This window comes from Rossellomorea sp. NRS-1567 (assembly GCF_050467885.1).
GTDB lineage: Bacteria > Bacillota > Bacilli > Bacillales > Bacillaceae_B > Rossellomorea > Rossellomorea aquimaris_C.
In genome coordinates, this window is record NZ_JBITPL010000018.1 from 100,602 (window position 1) to 127,554 (window position 26,953).

Consider the following 26,953-nt stretch of genomic DNA (forward strand, 5'->3'; position numbering starts at 1 on the left):
CGTCTTAAGTTTTTTTGGAGGGAAAAAATCGTGAAAACTACTATATCTCAAGTAAGTAAGTTTGTAGGAGAAGAAGTAACCATTGGTGCTTGGCTTGCCAACAAACGTTCAAGTGGAAAGATTGCCTTTCTTCAGCTTCGTGACGGAACTGGATTCATTCAAGGTGTTGTCGTAAAAAGTGAAGTGGAAGAAGAAATCTTTCAAAAAGCAAAATCATTAACTCAAGAAACATCTCTATATGTTACAGGAACGGTTTCAGAAGATTCCCGTTCACCGTTTGGATACGAACTGCAAGTGAAAACCGTAGAAGTGATTCATGAAGCAGTGGACTATCCAATTACACCGAAGGAGCACGGAACAGAATTTCTGATGGATCATCGTCACCTTTGGCTTCGTTCCCGTAAACAGCATGCCGTGATGAAAGTGCGTAACGAAATCATCCGTGCAACCTATGAGTTCTTTAATCAAGAAGGATTCGTAAAGGTGGATCCTCCCATTCTGACTGGAAGTGCTCCGGAAGGAACGACCGAGTTATTCGCCACTAAATATTTTGAAGAAGATGCCTACCTTTCTCAGAGTGGTCAACTGTACATGGAAGCAGCGGCCATGGCATTAGGGAAAGTATTCTCTTTCGGACCGACTTTCAGAGCGGAGAAATCGAAAACTCGTCGTCATTTAATCGAATTCTGGATGATCGAGCCTGAAATGGCATTCTATGATTTTAAAGATAACCTGGAAGTGCAGGAGCAATATGTGTCTTATATCGTTCAATCGGTCCTGGAGAATTGCAAGCTTGAATTAGACCGATTAGGAAGAGATACATCTAAATTAGAGCAGATCAAAGCGCCTTTCCCGCGAATCACTTATGACGATGCACTTAAGTTATTGCATGAAAAAGGGTTCGATGATATCGAGTGGGGAGACGATTTCGGAGCACCACATGAAACAGCCATAGCTGAAAGCTACGACAAGCCGGTATTTATCACGCATTACCCGACTTCTCTAAAACCTTTCTATATGCAGCCTGATCCAGACCGTGATGATGTCGTATTATGTGCCGACCTGATCGCACCAGAAGGGTATGGAGAGATTATCGGTGGCTCAGAGCGTATCCACGATGCGGAACTTATGAAACGTCGCATTGAAGAGCACGAACTTGCTACGGATGCGTACAAGTGGTACTTGGAACTAAGAGAATATGGATCTGTTCCTCATTCAGGATTTGGTCTTGGACTTGAAAGAACAGTGGCTTGGATAAGCGGAGTAGAACACGTAAGGGAAACCATCCCATTTCCACGTCTACTAAACCGTTTGTATCCATAATACAAATCTCAATCAAGGAGCTGGCTGGATTGCTTTAAAAGCAATACCGGCCGGTTCTTTTCTTTTTCCATCTTTCTTCTAATTCATAACCATGTCCACATATACTGAAGCATGATATACTAGTGAGTGAGGTGTGCCGAATATGGATTATAAACGTTTAATGGTGTCCTGGATCGAAGAGGGGACACTTAACATTCCGCAATTATTATTATCAAATTACAATACCCTTGGTTTAAATGAGTCAGAGTTTGTTCTGTTATTGCAAATTTACGGTCATCTGGAAAAGGGAAACTATTTCCCGACACCAGAAGAGCTCTCGGAACCTATGAGTATTTCTACTGAATACTGTTCATCTATTTTAAGAAAGTTAATGCAACAACAGTTTCTATCGATCGAAGAGGGATCTTCACCTGATGGAATCCTGTTTGAAAAGTATTCTCTTAATCCTTTATGGGAAAAGATGGCTGAGTTCGTAATACAGGATTCCAAAATGAAGCAGATGGAGAAATCCATGGAAGAAGAAGCGGACATTTACACGACATTCGAACAGGAATTTGGTCGTCCGCTATCTCCGTTAGAATGTGAAACCCTGGCCATGTGGTTGGATCAGGATGATCATAATGCTATTATTATTAAAGCAGCATTGAGAGAAGCTGTCATATCCGGCAAGCTGAATTTTAGATATATCGATCGGATTCTATTCGAATGGAAGAAAAACGGTGTGAAAACCATTGAAGATGCGCGTAACCAAAGCCAGCGCTTCCGTTCTCATCAAAACCCCGCAGCTTCCAATGATTCTGCTGCTTCTCCTAAACGAAAATCAGTACCATTTTATAATTGGCTTGAGCAATAGGACGAAAAAAAGGGGCTGACTCTCAAATGCTTGAGGGTTGGTCTATTTTTATTTTGGATAATCTTTGTTGATTTTTAGGACAAGTTGGAGGTAGTAGGATACATGCTAAATAAAAAACAAATACAAGTTTGCTTAGATGAAATGAGAGAGATGTTTCCAGACGCTCACTGTGAGCTGCGTCATGAAAATCCTTTTGAGCTTGTCATTGCAGTGCTTCTATCGGCTCAATGTACTGACGCCCTCGTGAATAAAGTTACAAAAGGCTTATTTGAAAAATATAAGCAACCTGAAGATTATCTGAATGTTTCTTTGGAAGAACTTCAACAGGATATACGTTCCATCGGGTTGTACCGAAACAAAGCGAAAAACATTCGTAAACTATGTGAGATCATCCTGACTGAACATGGGGGGGATGTTCCTGAAAGTCATGAAGAATTAGTGAAGCTGCCGGGTGTAGGAAGGAAAACAGCAAATGTAGTAGTATCGGTTGCATTTGGAGTGCCGGCTCTGGCAGTAGATACCCATGTTGAACGTGTAAGTAAGAGATTAGGGATTTGCCGATGGAAAGATAACGTATTAGAAGTAGAGAAAACGTTAATGAAAAAAATCCCGAAGGAAGAATGGTCCGAAACTCATCACCGGTTGATTTTCTTTGGAAGGTACCATTGTAAAGCCCAATCACCCCAATGTGATGTATGCCCGCTGGTCGATCTATGTAGAGAAGGTCAGAAGAGGCTAAAGAAAAAAGGTAACATATGAAAGAAATGACCTTAAGCATTCCATTACAACTAAAGGATCCTTTTTTCTTTCCTGATTTAAAAGTGAGAGTGGATACTTCTCATATCATACCTTATGAGCCTTTCTTCGCTTATGAAATTCTCTATTTCAATGAGGAGTCTCCAGGTTCGCTTCCCTGGGTGGATCATGAATACTTCATAGGTAACATACTTAAGAGCTGGAGAGAGGGGGAGGAGTGTCTTAAAACGTTATTTAATAAACGTTCCAAGGATACATTACCTCTGATGAAAAAGAGTATTGCACAAGTATATATGCTTTTATACTGGAGTAATTCAATGCCGGTAATATTAAATTCTGACATTACTCCCATTGATAGTCTTTCCATTAAACCGGTTAACGCAGGGGAGAGAATGTCATTTATCAGGAACAATCCAACCCTTTTCCATTCCTTCGTACAGTTATCTCAGCTATTCGAGGAACAACATAAACAATATGCTAAATCTCTGGCTCTAAAGCGGGCTAGAGAAAACTAAAAAGGCAACGAGAAAATGTTCTCGTTGCCTTTTTACCTTATTCTTGTTCTCTTCGGGAGTCTGATTGGGTGGCAGGTGCACCATTCGTGGCACCATCTCCAGTTCCAGAGCCGTCGCCGGTACCGTCACCAGTTCCATCTCCGGTTCCAGTGCCATCACCATCACCAGTGCCGTCATCTGTACCTCCGTCACCAGTCCCATCTCCTTCAGGTGGAGGAGTAGTGCCATCATCGTCACCTGTGTCTTCACCATCATTACCTGAATCTTCTTCGTTCCCATTTCCTTGACCATTTCCATTACCGTTGTTATTTCCATTATTGTTACCATTACCATTGTTATCTTGATTTTCATCGTTGTTTTCATCTGGGTTTTCTTCATCTTCATCATCAGTAGCCTTGACATCAACATTGACCGTTGCAGGATTACTGCGCTGATCTCCTGATATGGCTACAACCTCAAAGGTGAACGTTCCTTGGGATTGAATGTTTTCTACATTTAATCCTTTCTTATCCGTTGTCGTTAATACTTGTTTCGCTTCACCATTTATCGAAACCGCAACTTCAAACTGAACGTCCTTCTCTTTACCATAGTCCCAGGCAAGAGTGATGGTTTGATCCTTCTTATTGAATTTACCTTTCAGATTTGAAGGTGCATCAATCTTGTCGAATTCTTTTGAAACCTTGGAAGGTTCCGTTCCACGGACGAATAATTCAGTAATCACTCTGTCATCTGGAGTGTATTCACTTGGAAGTCTAGGCGGATTGCTTCCTAGTTCAACCTTGGATTCAACCACGCTGTCCGGTTTATTAAAATCAGGTGTGTCAACGCCTTCGTGAACATAGCTCATCAGGTCACTGACGATGTATTGTGAAACCCTTCTATCCGTAGGGGATAGTGATATGGAACGAGTCTTATATCCAGTCCAAACTGCCGCTGTGTAGTTTGTGGTATAGCCTACAAACCATGAATCAGGTGCGCCTGTCTTAGCAATTCCGTATTTTTCGCGTTCTTTTTGAGTATAGTTCGTCGTACCTGATTTTCCGGCCATCGGTAAACCTGGCACCTTGGCATAAAGGCCTGTTCCTCTTGGATGATCAATGACGCTCTGCAGCATATCAGAAATCATATAAGCGGTATATTCTTTCATTGCAGGCTTTGGTTTATTATCATTTTTAATCTCTGTTTCACCATCGCGTAAGACGACTTTTGTAACCGTATGTGGCTTGTTGTAAATACCTTCATTCCCAAATGCGGCATAAGCACCGGCCATTTGTACGGAGTTTACTCCAGGAGACACACCACCGATTGAAGCAGATTCATAATAATGATCGAACTTTAATCCGAGACCATTCACGAATTCCTCTGCTTTCTCTGGACCGACTTCCTGAAAGGCTTTTAGGGCAGTGATATTTCGGGAATCCCAGAGACCCTCTCGTATCGTGATCGGCCCCTTAAATTGACCATCATAGTTATTGAGTTCTGTTCCATCAGAATATTTATAAGGCTCGTCATTTAAAATATGGTAGGTTGACCATTTTAAATGCTCGATGGCAGGAGCATAGTCTAATAAAGGCTTAATCGTAGATCCGGGCTGACGTTTTGTATCGATTGCAAAGTTAAATCCACGCTGAACGTTTGGATCTTGCTCTCTGCCGCCACCAATCGCTCTGATTTCTCCCGTTTTCGTATCCATAAGGGTTACCCCCGCCTGCAGGGGCTCTTCAGCATTCTCCGGATAACTGAAGCTGGTATTTTCACCTGCTAAAATTTCTTCCAAACGTTTTTGAGCATTCGGATCAACGGTTGTATAAACCTTTAAGCCATCTGAAAATAGGTTATAGTCACCCATTTTTTGAACTTCATCAATAACCGCATCCACAAACGCAGGATATTTGTTTCCGTTTTTCTTTTCGACTTCTTCAGCTGATACCAATCCTTTAGTGATCGGGATGGCCTGTGCTTCCTTTTTTTCTTCTTCATTGATTTTACCGTGCTGTTCCATTAAAGATAGAACGATATTTCGTCGCTTTTCCGCTTTTTCAGGGTATTTAAAAGGATTATAATTGTTTGGGCTTTGAGGCAGTCCGGCAATTAGGGCTGCTTCATGAAGCTCGATGTCCTTAATGTCTTTACCGTAATAATAGTCTGCAGCAGTAGCCATTCCGTTTATTCCAGCGGACATATACACTTTATTGAAATACATTTCAAAGATTTCTTCTTTTGTATATTCCTGCTCAAGCTTAAGAGCCAGCCATGCTTCTTGAGCTTTTCTTTTTAATGTTTTCTCAGGGCTTAAAAAAGAACCCTTGATCACTTGCTGGGTAATCGTCGAAGCTCCTTCTGAACCGAAACCGCCTGTCACATTGGCTATGACGGCGCCCCCTAATCGAATCAAGTCAATTCCGTTATGCTTATAGAATCGATTGTCTTCTGTGGCAAGGACCGCGTCCTGCATGATCTTTGGGATATCATCGAAGTTTGCGTATTCCCGTTTTTCTTTCCCGACGGTCGTGATCAATTCCCCGTTCATATCATAAATTTCTGATGCAATCGGATCCTTGAGTAATTTTTCATCAAGCTTAGGGGCACTGGACGCATAATAAGCAAATAATCCAGCACCTGCAAGCATCCCGATAATACCGATGATAAATAATGATATAATGACGCGTTTAACCATAGAGCCCTTTTTCTTGCTCTTTGTGGATTTTGACTTTTGTTGGGCCAGACGCTTTTCTTCCCTTGACTTATATTGACCAGCCATATTGTTTCCTCACTTTCAATCTTCAGTGTTTTTAGTATTGTCTAAGATTTAAAATATACTACTGATATTGAGATAAATTATAGATTAACTCATTTTTCGTAAACTAAAAATATAACTGATGGACTATTTTTAAATAATCGACCCTGGGATGTAGCCCTAAAGGAATGATGACTCCTTTTTCCTCAAGCTCTTGCCGTTTGATTGATTTTCTTCCTCCATTTATCATGCGGTCCCAATAAACCCTTAGAGCTTGGTAGGGAAGTAAGAACACTTCTTCGGAAGCAGAAAACCTTACTAGTACAAAGGTAATGCCGTCTTGATTATGGACGTTTTCCATATGCCGGATTTGATGCTCGTGAAAATTTTGAAGTGGAAAGGATGTTTTATTCTTTGTTTCTTTGACTTCAAAGTCGATATATCTTCCGTTGTACACACCATTATAATCCGTCGTGGAGGGCTGCTTAAAGTATGCTTCCTTAATGACGGCCGCACTTCTCGATGGATAATGGACATCCACTATTTGAACGGGAGTCGGTTTTTTGTGAATGACTGCTTTATGAAACGTTAAATAATATTGGTTCGTATCATTAATGTCTTCTTCAAGGGTCATACCTCTGTTGCTATATGATAGTTGTTTCGGTTTTGCCTTCGCTTTTTTTGAGGGTAATGACGCTTCCACATATTTCTTACCATTAGGATAATGGAATTTCATGGTAATTCACCTCGCAGACTAATCTATATCATAACAGAAACCACTCCAATTTGTGTGAATAATTGTTTACAAATCTCCTCAATCTATGGCTATAGGAGAGAGGGGGATAATAAGGATGGATGAAATGAGCAATACTTATCGCTTTTTACCCTATATACCTGAACCTAAACGTACAAATGAGTGGATTCATGAAATCAAGCAACTAGTGAATCTGCATAATCAAGATAATATATCAAGAACGATGGCTTATCAAAAATTCTTCCTTCTTCATCCTGAAATAAAATGGTCTTTCCTGGCTTCGATGGTATCAAGGAATGCCGGCTGGAATATGACCGATCTGAAAGGTGAAATCTTCACCCGCCTTTTACATCCGGCTACCCGCGATGATCTATTCATGACGTATGAAAGAGCTAACTGGAGCATTTTTCAGGATGCCTTTCCTCAACTCCTTCTATATCATTATTCGACGAGGTATAAGAAGAAAATGTTTCATTTGTTTAAAGAATTTCATATTTCAAGCTTCATGGAAAAGGAGTGGAATCGTTATTGGGTGGAGAGAGATGATCATAGATTGGTTCATTCTCTAATAATAAATGAGCAGCACCTCATTCAAGGACCGGTCATTGAACATGAGGTATTTAAGAAAAGGGTGTTTGGTTCAACCCTATTCTTTATTGAAGATCATCTTCATTTCAGCTCCGTTCTATTTCCGACATTAGAGGGGGAACTTTTAGGAGCGAGTGTCCATGGCTTCAGAAAAATAGAAAACAGAATTCTTTTAGGAAATAAATTATTTGCGATTTTATTTCATCCTGATCATCATTCCTCCTTTTTGAACTTTTCTTTACAAGTAGAGCATACAGGATCCAGAAGAGACTACGAACAGTTCTGTAAAGGAGTCCTCCAAACAAGTACACCAATGCTCCATGAAGTTTATGACGAGGTTCCACATCATTGGAAGACTCATACGGACTGGTCGATTAATAAGAAAATGAATAAGGATTGGTACAAAGAGCAGAGACTCCCTCATGGAATCGAATTAACAAAATGGTTTTTTCATAAGCAAAGGCAGCTCGAGAAGGTGGCAAATGTAAAAGATGGGTTAAAAAAGATCTGGAAGAGGGATAGAAAGAAGAAGAGACCAACACCCTAAAGTAGTGCTGGTCTCCTTTTGTCATGCTTGTCGGGTCTAGCCGCCTCCGCTTTTTTTAGTCCAGCTACGGCGGCTAGACCCTCGAGGTCATAAGTCAAACCACCCAAAAAGGCAAAGAGCGCCTTTCCGGTGTTCTCGCCTTATGCTTGTCGCCTCTGTGCAAAGCCCTTCCGCTTTCTTATTAGTCCAGCTACGGCGGCTAGACCCTCGAGGTCATAAGTAAACCACCCAAAAAGGCAAAGAGCGCCTTTCCGGGTGGTTCGTCTTATGCTTGTCGGGTCTGAACGAGCCGCCTCCGCTTTTTTAGGTAGAAGGACGGTTTTCGCCTTGTAGCTTAGGGTTGCCTTTTGAGGCTTTGGTTTGGGCTGAATTTGTAGTTTGCTGTTTGTTTTGTTTGTTTTTTTGATTTTTCATTGGGTAACACCTCCACCTATATTATTTTCTAGTTAACGCCTTATTTATTCAGTAAGTGTCGAAACATAATTAACCTCATGTCCATTTAACACTTTCTTTGGCGAAACGCTTCTAGTTTTGTCAGGGGGGAAGGGAACGGTTCATAAAAAGAGAATTACAGTATTAATCCAAAAAAAAGGTGGGAGGATTCACAATGCTTCCAAAACAAGATATTATGTTGAAACTAGCTGAAATTGAAGAAAGTTTGAATCAATTAGAACAAAGTCTGCATGATCGAATCTCAGTTGAAGAACAAGAAGGAATGAATTCGTTAACGAACCAGATACAGAAAATCGACATTAAGTTGAGCTCAGTGGAGAGACATGCGGAGTCTAAAACCGTTCTTATGAAAAATAGAGAAAAGTCCTTTGTCTTACAAAAACTTGAATTATCTTATAAGACGTCTTAAACTGAATTTATAAGAAAGTAGCGTTGTGCTACTTTTTATTTTTGTCTACATTTTTACGGAGGGCTTTTTTTGAAAGAGTTGAAGCAAGTAACGGGGGAACTGCTCATCCTTGCTGAGCAGATGATGAAAGAATATAAAGGCAGACGTGAGTCAAGTGAAAAAGGAGACTTTTACACAGAAGTGAAACCTTTTGCAGATAAAGTAAAAGCGGCGAATGATGCGTGGAAAGAATTGTCCTTGATTTGGATCAAGGAACAAAGGCCAAAACACGTTCATTTCCCTCAAATTTTAAACACATTCGACAATATTGAGATGCTATCGGTTCACTGTTTCTTTCCAGAGTCCAGTTACAACCGGTTTATCAGTCATTATCAATCTGTCTCATATGTACTGCAAACCCAGTTGGATGAATTGAATGAAAAATAAGAGGCTGCCGACCGGCAGCCTCTTTACATTATGGAGTTGAAATTGCTTTTTCTTCTACTGTATTGATTTGCTTCGCTAGCTCTTTATAATGATGCAGTGAAATCTCATTAGAAATATAAAGTTTTTTGGCCATTGTAAGAAGTTCTTGTTGATCCGTTGCTTGATAATGTTTACTACTTTCGTATCTCTTCAGTAGTTCACTCAGGTTCACCTTAATTCCTCCCAATACTTATATTTCATTGCGTTGCATCTACATTTATCCTATCATAGAAAACCCTTTCTTTAAGTTGTAAGAATAGTGTAACTTCCGACATTCTTCTTGTGTTTGTCGAAATATCTTTATGGGTTCTTTCACCATTTATCCAGTTAAAACATAAAGTATAGTAACCATTATAAAGTAAGGGGGCTAAGTATGAATTCTTTACTTCATTCGAGACAGATGCGTAACTATCATCCAAGTTATCATTCGCAATCAACGTATATGGGCACAGGGATGAACTATCAAGGACAGGGTATGCGACCTCCAGAATATGGAGCTTTCCAACCTCATTATTATCCTCAACCAGAAGCCCAATATCCTGCACCCGGGTTTCAAATGAACCAATATCAACAGATGAACCAGCAGCAAATGAATCCATATTTTGAAAATCCTTTACAGCAGAAAGAATACAATCCGTACCAAATGAAAGCAATGGAGCAACAGGCTTATGCAAATCCATATCCGAAAGCCTCGTTCATGGCTAAACCTCAGTCTGGAGGAGTAAGTTCGATCATGAATTCATTCAAGTCACAGGATGGATCTTTAGATTTTAATAAAATGATGAATACGACAGGACAAATGATGGGGGCAATTAATCAAGTCTCCTCTTTGGTAAAAGGCTTGGGTGGGATATTTAAACTATAGAATGATAAAAAGGGGCTGCCGACTCGGCAGCTCCTTTATCAAATGGTAATAGGAAACTTATTCTATTCTATAGGTATTCGTTTACCGGATTCTTTGTCTACCTTGACAGTCAGCAATCCATCTTTATGAGAAGCTTTCACATTCTTTTCATTAACCACCCCTGGAAATGGAATGGTCCTGCTGCTTTTTTTCATGGATTGCTTTCTTCTGATCATTTGATTTTGATCATTTTCCTCGGAGAACTCTTCTTTATTGGTCACAGAAATCGTAATGTACTGAGGGAACACATCAAGATGAATCTGCTCTTTTTTAATACCAGGTAGTTGTGCAGTCACGATGTAATAATTGTCTGTTTCAGTTAACTCGACCGGGAAAGAACCAAATGGGTTAGAAGATGATGTGAAAAATTCATCAATGCTTTGAAGCATTCCTTTCATAGGTCTTTCATGAAAAAACTCGTTCATGGAATGCATCAGGTCACCAAAACCTTTTTTCTCGTTCGACATGGGTATTCTCCTCTCACGCAAAAGTATTCATACTAGTGTATGAACGCTTGCTGAAAATGTGCATTTGTCCTATACCGCCATATAAGCCGGTTCATGAACAAGAGCAAAGAATCAAAGTCTTCCCATATAAGCTCCTTTACATTCTAATTAGTTAATTGTGGAAAAGATAACCTGGTTTTTTTTCTTTAGTTTCGAACATAGATTCGGTAAAATGAATAGAAGAGGTGATACCTGTGTTTAAGAAAAACAATCTTCAGCAGTTGATAGAACATTTTAAAAAAGACGATGATTTCAATAAACAGATTGTTCACTGGCATACCATAGATGAAAAACCTGCTCAATTGGTAGATATGCCACTGGAGATAAATGAAAAAATAAAAAATGCACTGCAAAAACGAGGCATCGAAAAGCTTTATACCCATCAACATTCCGCTTTTCAGCTGGCAATGCAAGGAAAGAGCTTTACCGCGGTAACTCCAACAGCCTCGGGAAAGACTCTTTGTTATAATCTTCCCGTATTACAATCAATCATGGACAACCCGGATGCACGGGCGTTATATATTTTTCCAACCAAAGCTCTCGCACAAGATCAGAAAAGTGAGTTGAACGAAATCATCTCAGAAGCAGAAGCTTCTATTAATAGCTATACATATGATGGAGATACCTCCGCCAATATCCGGCAAAAAGTAAGGAAAGCTGGGCATATCGTCATAACGAATCCAGATATGCTCCACTCAGCCATCCTTCCTCATCATACAAAGTGGGTGTCTCTATTTGAGAATCTTAAATACGTAATAATCGATGAACTTCATATATATAGGGGAGTCTTTGGTTCCCATGTAAGCAATGTGGTTAGGAGATTGAAACGGATTTGCGAGTTTTATGGAGCTTCTCCCATTTTCATCTGTACATCGGCAACGATTGCAAACCCGAAAGAGCTGGCAGAGCATTTAACAGGTAATGAAATGAATTTGATAGATAATAACGGTGCACCAAGTGCCAAAAAGCATTTCGTATTCTACAATCCCCCTGTTGTAAACAAACCGTTGAATATACGCAGGAGTGCGACCCTCGAGGTCAGGAGAATTGCTGGTGAGTTATTGAAGAATAAGGTGCAAACGATCATATTCGCCAGAAGCAGGGTAAGGGTGGAAATTATCCTTACCTACTTACAAGAATTGGTGAAGAGTCAATTAGGAACGAAATCAATCAGAGGGTACAGGGGAGGATATCTGCCAACTCAACGCCGGGAGATTGAAAAAGGCTTGCGATCTGGTGAAATCTACGGAGTTGTCAGCACGAACGCCCTTGAATTAGGGGTGGATATCGGTCAATTACAAGTGTGCATCATGACCGGCTATCCCGGGACGATCGCAAGTGCTTGGCAGCAAGCCGGAAGAGCCGGCAGAAGACATGGGGAATCTCTGGTCATCATGGTGGCAAGCTCTAGCCCATTAGATCAGTTCATCATTGAGCATCCGGATTATTTCTTTGAGCAAACGCCTGAAACGGCGAGAATCAACCCTGATAATTTGATTATTCTCATTGATCATATCAAGTGCGCTGCTTATGAGCTTCCCTTTAAGGAAGGGGAACAATTTGGCAGGCACGACATTGATGATATTTTAGAATTTTTAGTAGAAGAGCGGGTGGTTCATAAGAACGGTGAAAAATGGTATTGGATGAATGATGTGTTTCCTGCACATAACATCAGCCTTCGCTCAGCTTCCCAGGAAAATGTCATCATCATTGACCAAACCGACATCTCAGCCGTGAAAGTTATAGGGGAGATGGATCGTTTCTCAGCTATGACCTTATTGCATGATGAAGCGATTTATTTACATCAAGGAGTTCAATTCCAAGTAGAGGAACTGGATTGGGAAGAAAAGAAAGCGTATGTACGGGAAGTGGACGTGGATTATTTCACCGATGCCAATCTGGCTGTACAATTAAGAGTACTCGAAACAGACAAGATTCGCACCGGGGAAAGGTATGACGTAGCTTATGGGGACGTAACTGTTCAAGCAATGGCAACGATTTTTAAGAAAATTAAATTTGATACCCACGAAAATATTGGATCAGGACCCATCCATCTTCCTGAAGAAGAACTCCATACGAGCTCAAGCTGGATTTCTTTAAAAGACGCTGCTTCATTTAGTCAGGAGCGTTTGGAAGAAGGTCTCATTGGGGCGGCACAGAGCTTAAAATCGATTATTCCTTTATTTGTGATGTGTGACCCAAGTGATATTTTCGTCGTGCCACAAATAAAAGCTGCACACAATGAACAGCCTACAATCTTTATCTACGATCGGTACCCTGGGGGAATCGGGTTAAGTGAAAAGGTGTATGAACAGATGGAGAAAATACTCCTTGAGACATCTGCTATGATTGAGCGATGTCCGTGTAAAGCTGGTTGTCCATCATGTATTGGAACGGATCATTCACTGGACACAGCCAAAGTGGATACATTAAAGCTTCTTCATCTTTTCCTTCAATAATAGAAGGAGGGAATCAAAATGTCACTTAAAAATAAATTATCCAGAATGAAGAAACATCTTATTAAAGAAGAGGACGCTGAAGAGAAGAAAAGTCAGCCTCCCATTTTAGAGCAGGAAGCGGCAGACTTGCCATTTCTTGATTTATGGAAACAAAATGGTGCCACTGTGTACGATATTGACGGTGATTTTTGTCTGGTGAGAGAGAAGCGATATCCAATCGATCATCGGCATGGGGACTACACGTTTAAAGATTTTATTAGGGCGGTGGATGCTTGGCAAGACTTTGCAGGTGTTCATCCCTTGTCTTCTAAAGGGCTTACTCATGAACAAATGTTTTTCTTTGATACGGAAACGACCGGTTTAGGTGGGGGGGTTGGAAATACAATCTTCTTATTAGGGCATGGGAGGGTGACAGAAACAGAAGTGATAGTGACCCAGCATTTTTTGCCACAACCGGGAAGTGAAATACCTCTCTATCACAGCTTTTTAAGCCATGTGGATTATAACACACTCGTGACATATAACGGAAAAGCGTTTGATTGGCCACAGGTAAAGACAAGGCATACACTCATTAAGGATCATGTTCCAAAATTGCCTGCATTTGGACATTTTGACCTTTATCACGGATCCAGAAGACTCTTCAAGCACAAGTTAGAGTCTGTAAAATTAGTAAACGTAGAGCGAAAGATACTTGGATTTAATAGAGTAGACGATGTTCCGGGATATTTAGCCCCTATGATTTATTTTGATTATATCGAGCGTAAGGATCCGGAAGGTATATTCAAGGTTATGACCCATAATGAGCTGGATATATTGTCATTGATCACTCTCTATACGCATTTAACGTTTCAACTGTTGAATGTCCATAAGAAAGCCCCTGACCAAGAGCGGTTCGAGGTCGGGAGATGGCTTGAATACACGGGTAACAGAGAGATTGCAAAAGAACGTTACCAAGAGATTATCAGGGAGGATGACAGGACAAACTATGAGGCGATGCACCTCCTCGCTCTTCAATACAAAAAAGACAAAGAAGAGTGGAAGGCGATAGAGTTATGGGAACGAATGTGGAAAGAAGCCCCTATTTCCATTAGAAAAGTCGTATTGTTGGAACTGGCTAAATTGTATGAGCACAAAACGAAGAATTTCCAGTTAGCATTTGAAAGATGTGAGCAACTCGAATCACTGCTGAATGAATCTACGGAAGCAAACAGCCAAAAGCACGAGGACTTTATAGGGAAACTTCATCATCGAATGAGCCGGTTAACAAGAAAATTGAATAAGAATACAGACCATCCATCCTAGATACACAAATTTTTATAAATTATACTAAAAAAGTGGTTCAAACTCCTTATTTTTATATTGAGAATTTTCAAAAGTAGATGTAAAATAGTTAATTGTGTTGAAAATATTTAATATTTAGATGGGATGATGAAAATGAACCGAGCGATTTTAATTTTGTTCTTTGTCGTCATTGGTTTAACAGCTTTTGTTTTTACCAATTATCCGGAAAGTTTATATAGCTTTATGTAAGCCTGCAAAATGTTTTCCTAAAAATAGGTATTTGCATTAGTACATGTACCCTCTTCGTTTCATAGGCTATTAGTGTAACAACTAAGAGATGAAAGGAGAGCGTTTCTATGTATAAAAGACCAAGACCTAATCAAGTACTTCCTGCAGTCATGCACCCAACTAAATGTTGTGTGAATCAGTCATGCAACACTTATGAGGTGCCACACATCCACCCTACTCACACGACAAATGTAAATAATGTTATGTATCAACATAAACATTATTTCCCACAGACACAATCACAAGTAGACAGTGTTTCACACCAACATTTTAATTGTGGCGGTGGACCGGGTGGACCAGGAGGACCTCAAGGCCCTGGAGGCCCAGGAGGACCGGGGTTTGGCCCAGGATTCGGACCCGGACCGCGTCCAAGACCACCATTCGGACCATACGGTATGGGACGATGATTTTCTGAGTGAAGACTTCCGAGGGATGCCTCTAAGAGGTTAGTTTCAATTGCAGAGCGATACACTGTGTCGCTCTGCAAAAGTGACTAATGCCTATTAGAGTCATCTCTTCTTTATGATGGTAAATATTATATGATATATCGGGATATTGACCTCGTAATTCGTAAAATATGTTACAATAGAGTGTAAAGGATTGGGACACACTAAGCTTTAAAGAGAACTTGTCTGTCCTGAAAGTTTAATGAAGGAGTTTTGCATTTGAGTAATGTTGCGTGCATAACCGGATATAAATCCTTTGAACTGGGAGTTTTTAAGCAAGATGACAAAGCAATTCACTACATAAAGCAGGCTCTAAAGAAAGAATTAGTTTCCCTTTTGGATGAAGAATTAGAATGGGTACTCATTAGTGGGCAACTTGGGGTTGAGCTTTGGGGAGCAGAAGTGGTGTTTGAGCTTCAGGAAGATTACCCTGATCTTAAACTGGCTATATTAACTCCTTTTCTTTCTCAGGAAGAAAATTGGAACGATCCAAATAAAGAGTACTATGAACTCATTCTTTCTCAAGCTGATTTTGTCGAGTCAATCTCAAAAGAACCTTACAAGAGTCCACAGCAATTTCGAAACAAAAATCAGTTATTCTTGCAAAAAAGCCAAGCGTTAGTGATACTGTACGATGAAGAAAAAGAAGGCTCACCCAGGTACTTCTATCAAGAAGCGAAGAAGAAGAAAGAAACTGACCCTTCCTTTGAAATAAGGGCGATCACCTTCCATGATCTGCAATGGGTCGTAGAAGAAGAGCAGTGGAAGAATGAGTAGAGGATGTTTATTACTCATTAACACTTCGGGAATTGTATAGCCCGAAAACAATTATAATTGACAAACTGATGGTTATTTGAAAAAATGATAGTCATAAATATAGAGGTGAATATAATGATCTCAGATAAAGTGAAATTAACCGCCAAGGATATCCTGGAAAAAGAATTCAAAAGTGGTATGCGTGGATATAAACCAGAAGACGTGGATAAATTTTTAGATTTGATTATTAAAGATTATGAAACCTTCCATCAAGAAATAGAAGATCTGCAACAAGAGAACCTGCGATTGAAGAAACAAGTTGAGGGAGCAAGTAAACAACGCTCCGCTGCTCCGGCTCAACAAACAGGCACAACGAATTTCGATATTCTTAAACGCTTGTCTAATTTAGAGAAACATGTATTTGGAAACAAATTGTATGACTGATATTTCCAGTTGAATACTTGGAAGAACTACAGTATAATTAGTTATTGCTGATCCTTAATGGTGTTCGGGTAATCGCTGCAACGTTAAGTTGTAGAGGAAAGTCCATGCTCGCACGGTGCTGAGATGCACGTAGTGATCGTGCCTAGCCAATTCATAAGCTAGGGCATCTCAAGTTTTGAGTTGACGGCAGGGAAAACACCTAAGTCCTTTGGATATGGTGTGACTACCTTGAAAGTGCCACAGTGACGAAGTCCTGTTAGAAATGGCAGGAGTGGAACGAGGTAAACCCCACGAGCGAGAAACCCAAATTAGGTAGGGGAATCCTCTCAGAGGAAACGAACGAAGAGAGGGACAAAGGAGCTTCCTTTGTAGATAGATGATTACCACCCGAGTACGAGACGAAGAGTCGTTTGTAGTACAACGGAACAAAACATGGCTTACAGAACACTATTACGGGATAAGAGCAATAAGGATTAAATAATGCAAGTGACTGATACATGCAGGTAATACACTGCTCTTTTGTATCAGTCCTTTTTATATTTAAGGAAACAAGACTATACTATTGAAATAAAGATACTTAACGACGGGGTGACAATTATGAGTACATATACATTAATTGCAACGGCAGCGATGGGCTTAGAAGCAATTGTTGCAAAAGAAGTGAAAGAATTGGGATACGAATGTCGGGTGGATAACGGAAAAGTCATCTTCAAAGGGGATGAAACGGCTATTGCGCGAGCCAATATGTGGCTAAGAACCGCTGACAGGATTAAGATACTCGTTGGAGACTTTAAAGCGTACTCCTTTGATGAACTTTTTGAAAATACAAAGAAGCTGCCTTGGGAAAACTTCCTTCCAGTAGACGCAGAATTTCCCGTTCAGGGGAAATCCGTCAAATCAAAGCTATACAGTGTACCTGATTGCCAGGCGATTGTAAAAAAAGCAATCGTTGAACGTTTACGTACAGCATACAAACGTACATCGTGGCTTGACGAAACGGGTCCTTTGTTTAAAATCGAGGTGGCGATCCATAAAGACGTAGCAAGCATCACCCTGGATACCAGTGGACAAGGTCTTCATAAGAGGGGATATCGAATCGGACAAGGTGAGGCCCCTTTAAAGGAAACCCTGGCAGCGGCCCTGATCCAATTAACCACATGGAACCCTGACCGACCTTTTGTAGATCCATTTTGCGGGTCTGGAACCATTCCGATTGAAGCGGCTTTAATCGGGCAAAATATTGCTCCAGGATTCAATCGTGAGTTTTTGTCAGAAAACTGGCCACTGATGCCTACTGAGGTCTGGGAGAAAACACGTATGGAAGCAGAGGATTTGGCTAACTACGATCAGCCTCTTGAAATACTCGGTACGGACATCGATCACCGAATGATCGAAGTTTCCAAAGAGAATGCAATGGAAGCGGGACTTGGAGACTTGGTGAAATTTAAACAAATGCAAGTAAGAGACTTCACTTCAGAATTGGAATACGGCATCATCGTCGGAAATCCTCCTTATGGTGAACGTTTAGGAGAAAGAAAAGATGTGGAGAGAATGTACCAGGAAATGGGGAAAGCTTTCGAGAAGCTGGATACTTGGTCTGTTTACATGATGACTTCCCATGAAAACTTTGAACAAGTATACGGTAAACAAGCTACGAAAAAACGTAAATTGTTTAACGGATTTATTCGAACAGATTTCTATCAATACTTTGGCCCGCGTCCGCCGAGAAAAGGGTAATCATTTCAAGTTCACGAAAAAAAGAATAGAAGTTCAGAATATCCCTTTCACTTCCTGCGTATAATAGTTCTATCATTTTTAGAGGAGTGAAAGAGGATGGACCATTCCTACATCGATTACCACAAAATCTATCAGGCGTTGCAAAGCTCTATTTCTTCCCTTTCAGGAGAAGAAGGAGGAGCCATCCAAGCAGGCTTGGAAGAAGCAACGAAAAACCTTGATCAGGCTTTTCAATATGAATGGTTAAGGAAAAAGAGAATATACGACTGAGTGTATTCTGAAGGAGACTAGGGACATCCATACAAGTGGTAGATCTACCCCTGTATGGAGCGTCTCTTTTCTTTTGTTTAGGCTCTTTTCGTATAGTTTGTTGCTATTGAAGAGGAGAAAGTAATAGTTGATTTCCGCTCCAGGATGCTCGCTTTCCGCGGGGCTGGCGGTGAGCCTCCTCGGCTGCGCCTCCGGGGTCTCACCTGTCCAGCTACGGGGCTTAGGGGCTCGAGGTCATAAGCCAAGTCTGCCAAAAAGGCAAAGAGCGCCTTTCCGGCAGACTTGGCTTATGCTTGTCGCCCCTGAGCAAAGCCCCTCCGCTTTTCGGACTGTCCAGCTATTCCCGCAGGAGTCGAGCATCCTTCCGCTCCAATCAACTTTCTGAGCATGTATCCTCAATGGAATACAATAAAAACAAGAATTTTATCAAACAATCTCATTTAAGGTAAGTAGAAATTGATTTTCCTTTTAAGAAAGAGGAATTATTTTTTTCTAGTTACATTGTGTTCTTGCACACCTTGAAGCTCTGTCATGAAAATTCTGTTAAAGATGGTGAGGGGAACTGCGCAGACTCCTGCGGAAGTACGGGCGTGCCGAGACCCCGTTCGGCTAAGCTGAGGAGGCTTGGCCGAACGTCCGCGGAAAGCGGAGCAGTTCCCCTCACCATCAAGCATAAACCGGTTGACAGAGCCCTGGCAGATTCTATTCTTGAAAACAACAATTATTGCGAAAAGAGCCATTGTTAAAGCCTTCAATTAAATAAATTACGGTTATCCCTTTTCAATAAGAAAGAATTCTAGTAAATTAGAAATATTGTGTAACGCAGGAGGTCCTCATGAGAAGAAAATTACCATTTGAATTAACCAAGGAGCAATCATTTTATGAAGCATTATCCGACTGGGTCGGTGACGTGTTTTATGATCTATTGCCTGAAAAGGGATTTGATTTACGGGATGAACAGGTATTTATGGCCTTTCAGCTTAATCAAGCCTATAAAAATAAGCAGGTTATGTTTGCAGAAGCAGGTGTCGGTACTGGGAAAACCCTTGTTTACCTTTTGTATGCTTTATCGTATGCCAGATATACTGGCAAACCGGCAATCATTGCGTGTGCGGATGAAACGCTCATTGAGCAGATTGTGAAAAAGGAAGGGGACATCCAGAAGCTTGAGAAGGCACTCGATCTTGATATAGATGTTCGATTGGCAAAGTCCAGAGAACAATATCTCTGTATAAAAAAACTTGAAGAAAATATTCCCCAAAACGAGGGTTACCAGCATATGTGGGAGGAATTACCAGGTTTTGTACACGACAATTCTTCCATGAGAAGCTTTAGTCATTATGGGGATAGAAAAGAATATGCTCATCTATCTGATGAAGAATGGAATCAAGTTGGCTGGGATTCTCTTCAGGACTGTATGTCTTGTTCTTATCGCCATCGTTGCGGTCTTACACTTCATCGTGAACATTACCGGGGGGCAGAAGACTTAATCATCTGTTCCCATGACTTTTATATGGAACATATTTGGACGAAAGACTCCCGCAAACGGGAAGGGCAGCTGCCACTTCTGCCGGAAGCGAGCTCTGTTGTATTTGATGAAGGTCACTTATTGGAATTTGCTTCTCAAAAAGCGATGACTTACCGCATGAGAATGGAGACCCTTGAAGGATTACTGGAGAAGCTTTCAGCGTCTGATATGAGGGAAGAAACCTTGTATGTCATTGAAGATATTATGCTGGATAATGAAAAGTGGTTCGAGCTTCTGGAGAAAGAATCCAAAGGAGAGACTGGTTCTGAGAGACAATACATTTCCCGTTCTGAAGCTATATTACAGCAAGGAAGAGCCCTAACGGAGAAAATTGAAAATCTATTAAATGAGCTTGTCTTTGAATCTGAAATGTATGTCATGGATGATTATTTGCTAAAGGTAGTGGAAGAGTATCTTGAGCAGATTCAGTTTTCCTTGAAACTATTCATAGATGATGAAAAAGGAATCTATTGGTTGGAAACGTCAGAAGAAGAGCACACCTTTGTTGTGATGCCAAGATTGGTGGAAGAAATTTTGAGAGATCAAGTATTTTCTCAAAATATCCCATTTATCTTTTCTTCTGCCACTCTTTCCTATAATGGAGACTTCTCTTATGTTTCTCAATCGCTGGGGATTGAAAAATATGAAAAGTTCTCGGTAGAGTCTCCTTATGAATACGAAGATATGATGAAAGCTTTTCTTCCTTCATTAGAAGAAGGTAGGGATTCTAAAAATCAGTATGCCTTTGACATGTTGAAGAAAAATCAAGGGAAGTCGTTGATTCTCTTCTCCACTAAGGAAGAAATGAATGTTTTTAGACAATATCAAAAGCAACAGGGAAATCAGGACTGGAATGTGATTTATGAAGGGGACAGAGAAATTAGTGAAACGGTACAGCAGTTCCAGCAGGAAACCTTTACAGTTCTTTGCTCCTATCATTTATGGGAAGGATTGGACGTGCCTGGAGAGTCACTTTCTCAAGTCATTATCTACTCACTCCCATTCCCTCCTAAGGATCCTGTGTTTGATGCGAAACGAAATCATGCTGAAAACTCAGTGGAAGAAGTGGATATTCCCTACATGCTCCTTCGACTGAGACAGGGAATCGGGCGTTTGATTCGGACGAGCGAGGACAAAGGAAGTGTTCATGTGTTGGTGACTGGTCATGAATCAGCTTATATACAGTTGGTAGAATCCGTATTACCAGTTGGAATTGAAGTGTTGAATTCATAAAGTGTTGAAAGAGCCGCCTGAAATTGGGCGGTTTTTTTGTGGCTTTTAAATCTGAGACATCTCCACTTCGACTAATATGAAGTCTCTAAGCGCCTCTCTATCAATCATTCTAACCCAAGTTGCCAGAAAAATATGATAAAATAGATTGAATGTTAAAAAAGGGGGCTTTTTTAGAATGAAAGAATCAGTAATAGAAACAAAAGATCGTTTCCATGATTATGTGAAAAAAATGTCTGCGTACAACGAAGCGCTTGGTTTGATGTTCTGGGATTTACGGACAGGTGCTCCGAAAAATGGCGTTGAACAACGATCTGAAGTCATTGGAATGCTTTCATCTGAGCTTTTTGAAATGTCGACCTCCAATGAAATGGCTGCATACCTGGCAAAACTGTCTCCAGAAATGGACAAATTGGATATCATGACACAAAAACTATTAGAAGAGTGTCAAAAAGAGTATGATCGGAATAAAAAAATTCCCGCTTCTGAATATAGGGAATACGTGGTTTTACAATCAAAAGCTGAAGGTGTATGGGAAGAAGCTAAAGAAAAAGCGGATTTCACTATGTTTCAGCCCTATTTAGAAAAACTGGTGGCATTTACAAAACGCTTTATTGATTATTGGGGCTACGAAGATAACAAATATAATACGTTACTGGATATGTATGAGCCAGGTGTAACGGTTGAAGTGTTAGATAAGGTATTTGGCGATCTTCGAGATCAAATTGTCCCGCTTGTACATAAGATTTCCGAATCGGAACATAAGCCACATACAGATTTCCTCTTTGAACACTTTCCAAAGGATAAGCAAAAGGATTTCAGCTTAAAGATCCTTGAGCAAATGGGGTATGATTTTAACTCTGGCAGATTGGATGAGACGGTCCATCCATTTGCTATTGGTTTAAACCCTGGTGATGTAAGGGTAACAACTAAATATGACGAGAAGGATTGGAGAACAGCGGTGTTCGGGACAATCCATGAAGGTGGACATGCTCTGTATGAGCAGAACATTTCCAAGGATTTGATTGGTACGCCACTATGTACGGGAACGTCGATGGGGATTCATGAATCTCAATCTCTGTTCTATGAAAATTTTGTAGGAAGAGATCATTCTTTCTGGAAGAAGAATTTTTCATTACTGAAGGATTACTCTTCAGGACAGTTTGATTCCATTGAACAGGACGATTTCTACCGGGCAATCAATGAATCGAAGCCATCGTTAATCCGAATCGAAGCAGATGAATTAACGTACGCGTTACACATTATCATTCGGTATGAAATTGAAAAGGGATTATTTAATGATGAGATAGAGGTGAAGGATCTTCCTGAAATCTGGAATCAGAAATATGAAGAGTACTTGGGAATCCGCCCTTCTCATAACGGTGAAGGTGTCCTTCAAGATGTTCATTGGGCTGGTGGGAGCTTCGGTTACTTTCCGTCATATGCATTAGGATATATGTACGCTGCGCAGTTTAAGCGTGCCATGTTAAAAGATCTTCCTCATTATGAAGAGCTGTTGGAAGAGGGGAATCTTGCTCCCATCAGAGAATGGCTGACCACGAACGTCCATCAGTGGGGCAAGATGAAGAAACCGCTGGAAATCATCAGGGAAGTTACTGGAGAAGGGCTTAATGCCCAATATTTGGCCGAGTATTTAACGGAGAAGTATTCAAAGGTATATTCCTTGAATTAACGAATACATTGGAGGCAAAATCATGGAAATTAACGTTGCATCACTAGATGATAAATTGCTTGTTGGAATAGGCTGGACAGGCCCTTATGGAAGAGGGGCTGAGATCCCGAGACTCTTCACTAAGTTTCTACAGATGATTCCATCCATTCACCACATCAATGGAGATGAATGCATATACGCCCCTTTCCATGACAGAGCGACTGATTTTACGTATTATTGTACCGTAGAGGTTGATCGTGTGGAAAAGCTTCCACCGGGGTTAGTGGAACTGTCTCTCCCTGCCGGTGATTATGCTCACGCTCTTTATGAAGGGCTGTCAACGGAAGTGGAACAAGCCTACTTTTCGATCTTTAATTGGATTAAGGAAAACGGCTATGAAAAAGACTACTCCAGACTGAGTGTCGAGAAATTTTTATCTCAGGACAGGGAAATCAACGAAACGGATGACAAGCGGAAATTAGAGTTGTTTGTTCCAATTAAAGAGAAATAGAAAAGAGGCTGCCCGAGGCAGCCTCTTTTCGTTTACCATAAACGATATCCCTTAGACGCAGGCGGTGCGTTTTGAATCATGTCTATGAACGGAACGGTATAGGCAACAAGAATGAGAGCTGCTAAGATGGTTAACCAAATCCTCCAGTTTTCAAGAGCCATTGGGGTTTTCTCAGCTGCTTCGGCTTTTTCACCGACTGGGAACTCTTCGTCTCCTTTAGGTGCGAAGAATGCCAGATTGATAAAGATGTATAGAACCAGAATGATCCCGATAAAGAGGATCGTTCCCCCGATGGCTTGTGCGACTTGATATGGAATCCATTCAAGGGCTTGCGGTGCATCCCCATAAGTTGAAAAAGAGGATCTTCTTGGAGCGCCGAGTAAGCCGACAGCATGCATGGCACCTGACATGATGCCCATTCCTACAGACCACACTATGGCTTGCACGATCGCCAGTTTGTTCATTGCTTTCGTTAAGACGCGTCCTGTTAAATGAGGCACGAGCCAATAGGAGATACCGAAGAACGTCAATACAACAGAAGTGGCCAAGGTTAAGTGAAAGTGACCGGTAACCCAGATGGTATTATGAACAACCTGGTTCATCTGGTTCGAGGCATTGATTAACCCACCTGCCCCTGCCGGGATAAAGGCAACCATGCCGATAAACGGCACTGTAAAGCGTGCATCTCCCCATGGTAACTTCTTAAACCATCCAAACAAACCGGTAGCTCCTTTGGATCTGCCGTACATTTCAAAGGTAGCGAACAGAGAAAATGCAGTCATCAAGGAAGGTATGACAACCATAAAGGTTAGGACTACCTGTAAAAATTTCCAATACGCGTCAATTCCCGGCTCCACTAATTGGTGATGAAAACCTACAGGAATAGAGAATAGGAGAAACAATATAAAGGAAAGTCTGGCTAACGAATCTGAAAATATTTTTCCGCCGATGATTTTTGGAATAATGACATACCATGCCATATAGGCAGGCAGCAGCCAAAAATATACAAGGGGATGACCGAAATACCAGAATAATGTTCTGCTAACGAGTACATCTACCCGATCAACGAGACCAAGAGACCAAGGAAGGAGCTGGAATAAAACCGTTCCAGCCACACCAATTGTGGCGACAATCCATAAGACGGTATTGATGATGGCCATGAATGTTAACAGAGGGCTTGGTTGTCCAGGGTTTTCTTTTCGCCAGCTTACATATTTGATGATCATGCCGGCCCCGCCGAACCAGCTTCCAACAACGACGAAGGTCAACCCTAAGTAGAATATCCAGTGTGCCTGCAAAGGAGCATAGAAAGTATAAAGTACAGTTGCTTCATTTAATAGAATCATAATAGCGGCCATGATTGTGCCGATCAGCATGACCCAGAATCCTAACCAGCCAAACAAGCGGGATTTCCCGGAATAGGTGCCGGAAGTTCGCGAAATGGCAGCATGCTGGAACCCTAAGATGAAGAAAGTGGTCAATACCAATCCCAGTAATACACCGTGAACCGTTAACACTTGATAATAGCCGATCCCTGCAGGTAATGTGAACTTCCCTGACCTTACCAACACTTGTAATAATCCGGCTAATCCACCTAGGGCCAAGGCAATAAAGCCTACATAAATATGTGCCATCGCCAATGTAGCATCTTTTTTATCAATCCTTACAAATCGGTTCATTTTAGTCCACCACCTTAATCATAGATTTCATTGTGTGATGACCTACACCACAATATTCATTACAGACAACGAGAAATTCCCCTGTCTTATCAAGGGTTGTTGTATATTCACTAACAAACCCGGGTTCAAGCATCATATTGATATTTGTCCCTGCGACTTCAAATCCGTGGACAACGTCTTTTGTTGTGGCTATGATTTTCAGTGTAGATCCTTTAGGTACTTCAATTTCCCCGGGCGTGTAGAGAAACGCAGATGCAACAAACACTAGCTCGTAATCCCAAGCTTTTCCTTCCACTTTTTTTAATCCCGGTTCGTTAAAAGGCGAGGTTTTATCCACTTGTTCGGGATTGACGTATGCCTTCGCGCTTGGGGGTTGATGTCCTTGGTGAAAAGCACTGATGCCTAAAATAATTAAAAATAAAATAAGAGACCCTGTTCCTAACGTTAACCACCATTTTTCATAACGATGCATGTGCATGTAAACCACTCCTTCAAAATTAAAAACGATTTAAAAATAGTATGAATACCCCTAGCCATGTAAGCACTAAAAACCCGCCTAAAAACAGAACCGAAGTAAATGTACCTTTTAATGAAGTAGACTCTTCGACCTTAACCTCTGTTTTTTGATGCAATTCCGGTTTCGGCATATATCTCATTCCTTTCATCTATTGGATGATTGATTTTGTTATCACTATCATAACGGTGCAAACCGCTTTGAATCTGTGATAAATGTCACAGGTTACTTGAAATATTGTGAAATAAATGTGAAGTCAGGAAGAGATAGGTCTTTTAATTGGTTCACATGTGTCAAGAATGTGCATAAAGTGTATTATTGGGCAATTCATGGGGGGCTATCTGATGGAAAAATATTATTGTAAACAGTGCTGCCAGATCTATTCTGAGAAAACGGTTTGTCCTCAATGTGAGATCGTTGTCGAGGGGAAAATCAATATTCATGTTCAAAATGGACAAGGAAATAAGAAAAACGGTTAAAGTTTTCTCGATAAAGCGACTGTGTTAATATATAGAAGATTCAAATATTTGATAGGGTGGTGTGAGGATGTATTTACCTTCATTTTCATTAAATGATAAATTGGCTGCCGTCACCGGGGCAGGCCGTGGAATTGGACGGGCTCTCAGTATTGGTTTAGCGGAAGCAGGTGCGGATGTAGTCCTGCTATCTAGAACGCTGAATGATTTAGAAGATACGGCAAGTGAAATAGAAAAGCTCGGTAGAAGGGCGTATATCATCCCGACAGATGTAACATCTCGGGAGGAAATTCGAAAAGCGATTTCTTACATAGAAGATCAAAATCGTTCCATTGATATTTTGATTAATAACGCAGGAATGAATATCCGTTCTACTGCCCTTGAGGTTACGGATCAAGAATGGCAAACCATCATGGATACAAATCTAAAATCTGCTTTTATGATGAGTCAGGAAGCGGGTAAACATATGATGGAGAAGAATCAGGGGAAAATCATTAACATAGCGTCTGTCGCTGGTCATGTTGCCTTACGTACGGGGGTTGTGTACGCTTCAACGAAAGCAGCCATGATTCAAATGACGAAGGTTCTAGCCATGGAATGGGGAAAATACAATATCAATGTGAATAGTATAGGACCTTGGTATTTTAAAACACCATTAACGGCAGAATTATTGCAAAATGAAGAATATGTAAACGATATTCTTGCTGTTACACCTTTAAAAAGAATCGGTGAACTGGAAGAACTTGTGGGACCGGCTGTTTTCCTCTCCTCTGATGCTTCGAATTATGTTACCGGTCAAACCATTTTCGTAGATGGCGGAATGACGATTCAAGGTTTCTAATCACTAAAAGG

Annotated in this window: 26 protein-coding genes and 1 other RNA gene; 21 read left to right on the forward strand and 6 right to left on the reverse strand. The window is 40.8% G+C overall.

The window, feature by feature from the left end:
- The first annotated feature begins 30 nt into the window (after positions 1-30).
- The 4 genes from asnS (at position 31) to ACIFOD_RS13970 (ending at position 3,447) form a co-directional block, all read left to right on the forward strand.
- Positions 31-1,323: an asparagine--tRNA ligase gene (gene asnS, locus ACIFOD_RS13955; RefSeq protein ID WP_426890694.1), complete on the forward strand. Its 1,293-nt coding sequence runs from the start codon at positions 31-33 to the stop codon at positions 1,321-1,323.
- A gap of 142 nt (positions 1,324-1,465) precedes the next feature.
- Entirely contained in the window at positions 1,466-2,176 is a 711-nt protein-coding gene (locus ACIFOD_RS13960) for a DnaD domain-containing protein (RefSeq protein ID WP_113970679.1), read from the forward strand.
- A 102-nt stretch (positions 2,177-2,278) separates the two neighbouring features.
- A complete protein-coding gene (nth, locus tag ACIFOD_RS13965) occupies positions 2,279-2,935 on the forward strand; it encodes an endonuclease III (RefSeq protein WP_430315144.1) in 657 nt (218 codons plus the stop codon).
- Positions 2,932-3,447, forward strand: coding sequence for a YpoC family protein (locus ACIFOD_RS13970; protein ID WP_430315145.1), 516 nt, complete (start codon positions 2,932-2,934; stop codon positions 3,445-3,447). The genes nth and ACIFOD_RS13970 overlap by 4 nt, the downstream gene beginning before the upstream one ends.
- Positions 3,448-3,484: 37 nt before the next feature.
- Here the strand turns inward: ACIFOD_RS13970 and ACIFOD_RS13975 are convergent, their stop codons facing one another.
- Entirely contained in the window at positions 3,485-6,208 is a 2,724-nt protein-coding gene (locus ACIFOD_RS13975) for a transglycosylase domain-containing protein (RefSeq protein WP_430315146.1), read from the reverse strand.
- Between the two features lie 103 nt (positions 6,209-6,311).
- Positions 6,312-6,920, reverse strand: a complete 609-nt coding sequence (recU, locus tag ACIFOD_RS13980; RefSeq protein ID WP_430315147.1) for a Holliday junction resolvase RecU — start codon at positions 6,918-6,920, stop codon at positions 6,312-6,314.
- A 115-nt stretch (positions 6,921-7,035) separates the two neighbouring features.
- Here recU and ACIFOD_RS13985 point away from each other — a divergent pair, with 115 nt between their 5' ends.
- The 3 genes from ACIFOD_RS13985 (at position 7,036) to ACIFOD_RS13995 (ending at position 9,361) form a co-directional block, all read left to right on the forward strand.
- On the forward strand, positions 7,036-8,073 hold the full coding sequence (locus ACIFOD_RS13985; RefSeq protein ID WP_430315148.1) for a DUF2515 family protein: 1,038 nt from the start codon (positions 7,036-7,038) through the stop codon (positions 8,071-8,073).
- Positions 8,074-8,680: 607 nt separating this feature from the next.
- A complete protein-coding gene (locus ACIFOD_RS13990) occupies positions 8,681-8,935 on the forward strand; it encodes a hypothetical protein (RefSeq protein ID WP_430315149.1) in 255 nt (84 codons plus the stop codon).
- Between the two features lie 69 nt (positions 8,936-9,004).
- Positions 9,005-9,361: a YppE family protein gene (locus ACIFOD_RS13995; RefSeq protein ID WP_430315150.1), complete on the forward strand. Its 357-nt coding sequence runs from the start codon at positions 9,005-9,007 to the stop codon at positions 9,359-9,361.
- A 28-nt stretch (positions 9,362-9,389) separates the two neighbouring features.
- On the opposite strand, the gene yppF is transcribed toward ACIFOD_RS13995, so the two are convergent.
- Positions 9,390-9,572, reverse strand: a complete 183-nt coding sequence (gene yppF, locus ACIFOD_RS14000; RefSeq protein ID WP_181778204.1) for a YppF family protein — start codon at positions 9,570-9,572, stop codon at positions 9,390-9,392.
- 201 nt (positions 9,573-9,773) lie between these two features.
- Here yppF and ACIFOD_RS14005 point away from each other — a divergent pair, with 201 nt between their 5' ends.
- The gene (locus tag ACIFOD_RS14005; protein ID WP_430315151.1) at positions 9,774-10,265 is read left to right on the forward strand and encodes a YppG family protein; all 492 of its coding nucleotides are present in this window, start codon (positions 9,774-9,776) and stop codon (positions 10,263-10,265) included.
- A gap of 62 nt (positions 10,266-10,327) precedes the next feature.
- Here the strand turns inward: ACIFOD_RS14005 and ACIFOD_RS14010 are convergent, their stop codons facing one another.
- Positions 10,328-10,771, reverse strand: coding sequence for an Hsp20/alpha crystallin family protein (locus ACIFOD_RS14010; protein ID WP_430315152.1), 444 nt, complete (start codon positions 10,769-10,771; stop codon positions 10,328-10,330).
- A 260-nt stretch (positions 10,772-11,031) separates the two neighbouring features.
- On the opposite strand from ACIFOD_RS14010, the gene ACIFOD_RS14015 reads away from it, so the two are divergent.
- The 11 genes from ACIFOD_RS14015 (at position 11,032) to ACIFOD_RS14065 (ending at position 23,432) form a co-directional block, all read left to right on the forward strand.
- Positions 11,032-13,269: a DEAD/DEAH box helicase gene (locus ACIFOD_RS14015; protein WP_430315294.1), complete on the forward strand. Its 2,238-nt coding sequence runs from the start codon at positions 11,032-11,034 to the stop codon at positions 13,267-13,269.
- Between the two features lie 18 nt (positions 13,270-13,287).
- Positions 13,288-14,571: a ribonuclease H-like domain-containing protein gene (locus ACIFOD_RS14020; RefSeq protein WP_430315153.1), complete on the forward strand. Its 1,284-nt coding sequence runs from the start codon at positions 13,288-13,290 to the stop codon at positions 14,569-14,571.
- A gap of 335 nt (positions 14,572-14,906) precedes the next feature.
- Entirely contained in the window at positions 14,907-15,245 is a 339-nt protein-coding gene (locus ACIFOD_RS14025; RefSeq protein ID WP_148969429.1) for a CotD family spore coat protein, read from the forward strand.
- Positions 15,246-15,503: 258 nt separating this feature from the next.
- Positions 15,504-16,061, forward strand: coding sequence for a DUF1273 domain-containing protein (locus tag ACIFOD_RS14030; RefSeq protein ID WP_430315154.1), 558 nt, complete (start codon positions 15,504-15,506; stop codon positions 16,059-16,061).
- 114 nt (positions 16,062-16,175) lie between these two features.
- Positions 16,176-16,484 (forward strand): cell division regulator GpsB, encoded by a 309-nt coding sequence (gene gpsB / locus ACIFOD_RS14035; RefSeq protein ID WP_113970666.1) that lies wholly within the window; start codon positions 16,176-16,178, stop codon positions 16,482-16,484.
- Positions 16,485-16,544: 60 nt separating this feature from the next.
- Positions 16,545-16,929: RNase P RNA component class B (rnpB, locus tag ACIFOD_RS14040), an RNA gene on the forward strand.
- A gap of 152 nt (positions 16,930-17,081) precedes the next feature.
- A complete protein-coding gene (locus tag ACIFOD_RS14045; RefSeq protein WP_430315155.1) occupies positions 17,082-18,221 on the forward strand; it encodes a THUMP domain-containing class I SAM-dependent RNA methyltransferase in 1,140 nt (379 codons plus the stop codon).
- 96 nt (positions 18,222-18,317) lie between these two features.
- On the forward strand, positions 18,318-18,491 hold the full coding sequence (locus tag ACIFOD_RS14050; RefSeq protein WP_430315156.1) for a hypothetical protein: 174 nt from the start codon (positions 18,318-18,320) through the stop codon (positions 18,489-18,491).
- An 835-nt stretch (positions 18,492-19,326) separates the two neighbouring features.
- The gene (locus ACIFOD_RS14055) at positions 19,327-21,252 is read left to right on the forward strand and encodes an ATP-dependent DNA helicase (protein WP_430315157.1); all 1,926 of its coding nucleotides are present in this window, start codon (positions 19,327-19,329) and stop codon (positions 21,250-21,252) included.
- A gap of 175 nt (positions 21,253-21,427) precedes the next feature.
- Positions 21,428-22,942: a carboxypeptidase M32 gene (locus ACIFOD_RS14060; protein WP_430315158.1), complete on the forward strand. Its 1,515-nt coding sequence runs from the start codon at positions 21,428-21,430 to the stop codon at positions 22,940-22,942.
- 22 nt (positions 22,943-22,964) lie between these two features.
- The gene (locus ACIFOD_RS14065; RefSeq protein WP_397553568.1) at positions 22,965-23,432 is read left to right on the forward strand and encodes a GyrI-like domain-containing protein; all 468 of its coding nucleotides are present in this window, start codon (positions 22,965-22,967) and stop codon (positions 23,430-23,432) included.
- 32 nt (positions 23,433-23,464) lie between these two features.
- Here the strand turns inward: ACIFOD_RS14065 and ACIFOD_RS14070 are convergent, their stop codons facing one another.
- Both ACIFOD_RS14070 and ACIFOD_RS14075 read right to left on the reverse strand, forming a co-directional pair.
- A complete protein-coding gene (locus tag ACIFOD_RS14070) occupies positions 23,465-25,111 on the reverse strand; it encodes a b(o/a)3-type cytochrome-c oxidase subunit 1 (protein ID WP_430315159.1) in 1,647 nt (548 codons plus the stop codon).
- 1 nt (position 25,112) lies between these two features.
- A complete protein-coding gene (locus tag ACIFOD_RS14075; RefSeq protein ID WP_397553570.1) occupies positions 25,113-25,589 on the reverse strand; it encodes a cytochrome c oxidase subunit II in 477 nt (158 codons plus the stop codon).
- Positions 25,590-25,969: 380 nt separating this feature from the next.
- Between ACIFOD_RS14075 and ACIFOD_RS14080 the strand changes: the two genes are divergently transcribed.
- A complete protein-coding gene (locus ACIFOD_RS14080; RefSeq protein WP_397553571.1) occupies positions 25,970-26,104 on the forward strand; it encodes a hypothetical protein in 135 nt (44 codons plus the stop codon).
- 67 nt (positions 26,105-26,171) lie between these two features.
- Entirely contained in the window at positions 26,172-26,942 is a 771-nt protein-coding gene (locus tag ACIFOD_RS14085) for an SDR family NAD(P)-dependent oxidoreductase (protein WP_430315160.1), read from the forward strand.
- The last annotated feature ends 11 nt before the right edge of the window (positions 26,943-26,953 follow it).

Coding starts and splice junctions, on each gene's coding strand:
- nth (WP_430315144.1), top strand. CDS start 2,279: ATGCTAAATAAAAAACAAATACAAGTTTGCTTAGATGAAATGAGAGAG.
- ACIFOD_RS13985 (WP_430315148.1), top strand. CDS start 7,036: ATGGATGAAATGAGCAATACTTATCGCTTTTTACCCTATATACCTGAA.
- ACIFOD_RS14010 (WP_430315152.1), bottom strand. CDS start 10,771: ATGTCGAACGAGAAAAAAGGTTTTGGTGACCTGATGCATTCCATGAAC.
- ACIFOD_RS13960 (WP_113970679.1), top strand. CDS start 1,466: ATGGATTATAAACGTTTAATGGTGTCCTGGATCGAAGAGGGGACACTT.
- ACIFOD_RS14060 (WP_430315158.1), top strand. CDS start 21,428: ATGAAAGAATCAGTAATAGAAACAAAAGATCGTTTCCATGATTATGTG.
- ACIFOD_RS14020 (WP_430315153.1), top strand. CDS start 13,288: ATGTCACTTAAAAATAAATTATCCAGAATGAAGAAACATCTTATTAAA.
- ACIFOD_RS13990 (WP_430315149.1), top strand. CDS start 8,681: ATGCTTCCAAAACAAGATATTATGTTGAAACTAGCTGAAATTGAAGAA.
- gpsB (WP_113970666.1), top strand. CDS start 16,176: ATGATCTCAGATAAAGTGAAATTAACCGCCAAGGATATCCTGGAAAAA.
- ACIFOD_RS14050 (WP_430315156.1), top strand. CDS start 18,318: ATGGACCATTCCTACATCGATTACCACAAAATCTATCAGGCGTTGCAA.
- ACIFOD_RS14080 (WP_397553571.1), top strand. CDS start 25,970: ATGGAAAAATATTATTGTAAACAGTGCTGCCAGATCTATTCTGAGAAA.
- ACIFOD_RS14065 (WP_397553568.1), top strand. CDS start 22,965: ATGGAAATTAACGTTGCATCACTAGATGATAAATTGCTTGTTGGAATA.
- ACIFOD_RS14085 (WP_430315160.1), top strand. CDS start 26,172: ATGTATTTACCTTCATTTTCATTAAATGATAAATTGGCTGCCGTCACC.
- ACIFOD_RS13975 (WP_430315146.1), bottom strand. CDS start 6,208: ATGGCTGGTCAATATAAGTCAAGGGAAGAAAAGCGTCTGGCCCAACAA.
- ACIFOD_RS13970 (WP_430315145.1), top strand. CDS start 2,932: ATGAAAGAAATGACCTTAAGCATTCCATTACAACTAAAGGATCCTTTT.
- recU (WP_430315147.1), bottom strand. CDS start 6,920: ATGAAATTCCATTATCCTAATGGTAAGAAATATGTGGAAGCGTCATTA.
- ACIFOD_RS14055 (WP_430315157.1), top strand. CDS start 19,327: ATGAGAAGAAAATTACCATTTGAATTAACCAAGGAGCAATCATTTTAT.
- ACIFOD_RS14070 (WP_430315159.1), bottom strand. CDS start 25,111: ATGAACCGATTTGTAAGGATTGATAAAAAAGATGCTACATTGGCGATG.
- ACIFOD_RS14045 (WP_430315155.1), top strand. CDS start 17,082: ATGAGTACATATACATTAATTGCAACGGCAGCGATGGGCTTAGAAGCA.
- ACIFOD_RS14025 (WP_148969429.1), top strand. CDS start 14,907: ATGTATAAAAGACCAAGACCTAATCAAGTACTTCCTGCAGTCATGCAC.
- ACIFOD_RS14005 (WP_430315151.1), top strand. CDS start 9,774: ATGAATTCTTTACTTCATTCGAGACAGATGCGTAACTATCATCCAAGT.
- ACIFOD_RS14075 (WP_397553570.1), bottom strand. CDS start 25,589: ATGCACATGCATCGTTATGAAAAATGGTGGTTAACGTTAGGAACAGGG.